Here is a 4,144-nt window from a genome sequence, read left to right as displayed (position 1 = left end):
CTGCGCCAGCATCGCGCGCCGCACCAGCACGCTGGCCAGTTCCAGCCGACCCTGCATCAAACCGCGCCAGGTCGGGCGCAGTTCCAGACGCTCAAGCGTCAGCGGCGGCCGGGTTTGAATCTGAACGCCGCCCAAGGCCAGCGCCGGCAGCGGCCACAGATCGACGTCAATGCGCTCCAGTTTCACGGCCACCCCCAGTAACGCGCTGGCTTCGCGCTCGGCCCGCGCCTTGAAATCTTCCGTGCCGAGCCAGCCTTGCAAAGCCCAGGCGCCGGCCGCCAACAGCAGTAGCAAGGCCAGCCCGGCCACGAACATCCATTTCAAAATTCGTTTCATGTCGGCATTTTGCGCCGGGCAAGCCACCGCCGCACCGCCGCGACATCGCCGACCTGACCCAGCCGGGTCGCTGCCTGGCCCGCGCTGACGCTGCAACAGCTGTCGCATGGGTGTCTTGAAACAGGCGGGGACGTGTTCCATGCGCTTGCATTTCAAGCGAAAGCCTGCAGATGCAGTGTCACGCCCGATCGGCTGTGCCTTGAAACTTTCTACCACCTGAACCCTCATGACCTCTATATTCGATCCCCTGCAAGTCGGCCGTCTGCACCTTGCCAACCGCATGGTCATGGCCCCGCTCACGCGCAACCGCGCACCCGGCGCTATTCCCACAGCGCTGATGGCCACCTATTACACGCAACGCGCCGACCCCAAAAACGGGGCCGGACTGATCGTGACCGAAGCCACCGCCATCAGCCACCAGGGCCAAGGCTATGCCGACGTACCCGGTATCTGGAACGACGAACAGGTGAGCGCCTGGAAACAGGTGACGGAGTCGGTCCACGCCGCCGGCGGCAAAATCGTCATGCAGCTGTGGCATGTGGGGCGCGTCTCGCATGTCGATCTGCAACCCGGTGGCCAGGCGCCCGTGGCGCCCTCGGCCATCACCGCCAAAACCAAAACCGTTCTGATCCAGGACGGTGTCGCCAAATTTATCGACACCTCCGCGCCGCGCGCCCTGACCCTGGAAGAGTTGCCCGGCATCGTCGACGACTACCGCCGTGCGGCACGCCATGCCATTGCCGCCGGTTTTGATGGCGTCGAAGTGCATGGTGCCAACGGCTATCTGCTGGACCAGTTCCTGCGCTCGGGCTCCAACACCCGCACCGATGCCTATGGCGGCAGCATTGAAAACCGGGCCCGTTTGCTGCTGGAAGTGATGCGCGCGGTCAGCCAGGAAATCGGCGGTGACCGCGTCGGCTTGCGCCTGTCGCCGGTGACCCCGGCCAATGATGCGCAAGACCCGCATCCGCAGCCGCTGTTTGGCTATGCCGTGGCACAACTCGCGCCGCTGAACCTGGCTTTCCTGCACATCATCGAAGGCTCGACCGGCGGCCCACGGGACTATATGCAGGGCGACACACCGTTTGACTACGCGGCCTTACGTGCCAGCTACCGCAACGCGGGTGGCAAAGGTGCCTGGATGGTGAATAACGGCTTGGATATCACACTGGCCAATCAGTCGCTGGCCAGCGGTGCGGACCTGGTGGCTTTTGGCCGCCTCTTCATCGCCAACCCCGACCTCACGCGCCGTTTGCGCGAGAATGCGGCGCTCAATGCGCCGGACCGCAGCACGTTTTACGGCGGTGGCGCCAAAGGCTACACCGACTACCCGGCACTGGCCTGAAGCTAAACTAAATCAAGGTCCGCTGACGCTAGCCCTCGCCCAAACCAATGGGCGCGGGCGCGCGCATCACAATGCGGGTGAACAGCCGGTCATACGCCGGATCTCGCGGGTACTTGCCTGTGAGGGGGTCACAGTTGCTGGCAAAAGCGGCGTCAAGCTCTTTCCAGTCCGCCACACTCAATACCCTTTGCGCCGCGGGCAGGATCACGGTTTCTTCCAGCCGCATGTGCTCCAGATAAAAATCAAGATAACGTTTTGCCGCCTGGTCAAAGACGGCACGTCTTGACTCGCCCACCAGCTCCCAGGCCAACAACAAGTGCTGTAGTTCACGCACCGCCGACTCACCTTTCGAATGGTCGTTGTCGAGCCGGGCAATGACCTCCACCGTCTCCGGCGCCAGGCGCGCGACCCGGGGGAACAGCAACTCTGTTTCCTTGGGGTGATGCAGGCGCTCGGGAAACTCGTCGATGTAGAACAACATCGCCCGCAATACATCAAAAAAACTCTCTGGCTCGTTAACGGGGCCGCGCTCGACCATCATGCCGAGCGAGCGCAACATCGCCGCCAGCGCAGCGTGTTCATCGCGAATGATTCGCATACTTTCATGGGCCATGGATGCGTCTCCGATAGTGGTGCAAGCATGCCACGCGACCTGTCAACCGCACTTGATGCAGATCAACCAGCCATCAGCGCACTGCCATTGCCCTATCACCGCCCCCTGATTTGCACTTCAGCCGCATAGACCCAATTGTCCGGTTTTGTCAAAGAATAAACCTGTGTATAGTTCCGGCACAAGTCATGAGTTATCCACAGAAAAATACAAAAAATAAAAGTTGTCCAGTTTCCGGGTACAGTCCAAAAGCATGGCCACCCACATGCGTTGACCTTACATAAGTCATTGATTTAAAACAAAAATATAGGCTTATCCCCACAAAACTGCAACCCTTATCTACTACTACTATTTAAAAATAGAATAAATAGAAGATAAGAAAACACCAACTCCCCCGAAAAAACAAAGAGGATTGTTCAGCCCCATGGTTTGCTTGCGAACGCTTACAAAGAAGCTGGGCAGTTTGGGGTTTTAGGCGATGCAATCAAGTAAAATTCAGGCTCAGCTGGCGCCGCGCTTCAGCCGTCATTCCGTCGCATTTCAACCGTTCGCCACAGGTCTTTTATTTTTCCCATGTCCGTTTCTTCTGCAGGTCACCTGTCTGGTCACGCCCATGCCTCCTTTGAAATAAAAAGTGCCCAGTTGCCCCTGGTGGCGCTGATGCTCAAGACAAGCGACTGGGACCTGCTGGCCGCCGATCTGAAACAGCAGTTCGGCGCCGACGGCGAGAGTCCCGAATTTTTCGACCACGATGCATTGGTCATTGATTTTTCGCAGCTTGCGGCCGATATGCCGCTGCAAGACCTGAAACCCTTGTTGGTGGTGTTGCGGTCCTGTCGCCTGGTGCCGTTGGCGGTGCGCGGTGCCAGTGCGGCGTGGATGCAAGCGGCCCTCGCCCTGGGTTTAGTGGAAGCACCGGTCGATGTACCACGGGCGCGCCCGCTGGCTATCAAACCCGCAGCAACCGAGACTGTGGTGACCGAGGTCGTCCGGGAGGTTGTGGTCGAGGTGGTGCGCGAAGTCGTCCGTGAAATCCCGGGCCAGCTCACCATGGTGGTGGACAAACCCCTGCGTTCCGGACAAAAAGTCTATGCACGGGGTGCCGATCTGGTGGTGCTGGCCATGGTCAACCAGGGCGCCGAAGTGGTGGCCGATGGCAATATTCATGTCTACGCGCCGCTGCGCGGCAAGGCCATGGCCGGCGCCAGCGGCAACACCCATGCCCGTATTTTTTCTTTGTGCCTCGACCCCGAGCTGATTTCCATTGCCGGTGTCTACCGCACCAGCGAGAACCCATTGGCGCCCGAGGTGCGTGGCAAGGCAGCGCAAGTGCGTTTGAGCAACGATGGGCAGGACAAGTTGCTGATTGAAGCGCTGAAAACCTAATTTTTAAATTGAAAGACATCTCACCCATGGCAAAAATCATTGTGGTTACCTCCGGCAAGGGCGGGGTCGGTAAAACAACCACCAGCGCCAGCTTTGCGACCGGTCTGGCCATGCGCGGCCATAAGACCGCCGTGATCGACTTTGATGTTGGCTTGCGCAATCTGGACCTGATCATGGGTTGCGAGCGCCGCGTGGTGTATGACCTGATCAACGTCATCCACGGCGAGGCCAACCTGAACCAGGCCCTCATCAAGGACAAGCAGTGCGACAACCTGTACGTGCTGGCCGCTTCGCAAACCCGTGACAAGGACGCCTTGACGCAGGACGGCGTGGAAAAAGTGCTGACCGACCTGGCCGCCATGGACTTTGAATATATCGTCTGCGATTCGCCTGCCGGCATTGAGACAGGCGCCCTGATGGCCATGCACTTTGCCGACGAAGCGCTGGTGGTGACCAACCCCGAGGTC

At 59.6% G+C, this 4,144-nt stretch carries 5 protein-coding genes; 3 read left to right on the top strand and 2 right to left on the bottom strand.

Going from position 1 to position 4,144, the window contains the following annotated elements:
• The coding region (locus tag B3V69_RS19685) for an AsmA family protein (RefSeq protein ID WP_296449191.1) at positions 1-336 on the bottom strand (336 nt) is incomplete at its 3' end.
• A 226-nt stretch (positions 337-562) separates the two neighbouring features.
• Here B3V69_RS19685 and B3V69_RS19680 point away from each other — a divergent pair.
• Positions 563-1,681 carry an alkene reductase gene (locus B3V69_RS19680; RefSeq protein WP_296449188.1) on the top strand — a complete coding sequence of 373 codons (1,119 nt, stop codon included), beginning with the start codon at positions 563-565 and terminating at the stop codon, positions 1,679-1,681.
• Positions 1,682-1,709: 28 nt separating this feature from the next.
• Here the strand turns inward: B3V69_RS19680 and B3V69_RS19675 are convergent, their stop codons facing one another.
• On the bottom strand, positions 1,710-2,294 hold the full coding sequence (locus tag B3V69_RS19675) for a hemerythrin domain-containing protein (RefSeq protein ID WP_296449186.1): 585 nt from the start codon (positions 2,292-2,294) through the stop codon (positions 1,710-1,712).
• A 570-nt stretch (positions 2,295-2,864) separates the two neighbouring features.
• Here B3V69_RS19675 and minC point away from each other — a divergent pair.
• Positions 2,865-3,677: a septum site-determining protein MinC gene (gene minC / locus B3V69_RS19670; RefSeq protein ID WP_296449183.1), complete on the top strand. Its 813-nt coding sequence runs from the start codon at positions 2,865-2,867 to the stop codon at positions 3,675-3,677.
• Between the two features lie 26 nt (positions 3,678-3,703).
• Positions 3,704-4,144, top strand: a 441-nt coding sequence (gene minD, locus B3V69_RS19665; protein ID WP_296449180.1) for a septum site-determining protein MinD, incomplete at its 3' end; no start/stop codon positions are given.

The organism is Rhodoferax sp. UBA5149 (genome assembly GCF_002413825.1).
Taxonomy (GTDB): Bacteria; Pseudomonadota; Gammaproteobacteria; order Burkholderiales; family Burkholderiaceae_C; genus Rhodoferax.
This window is presented reverse-complemented; position numbering and strand designations above follow the sequence as displayed.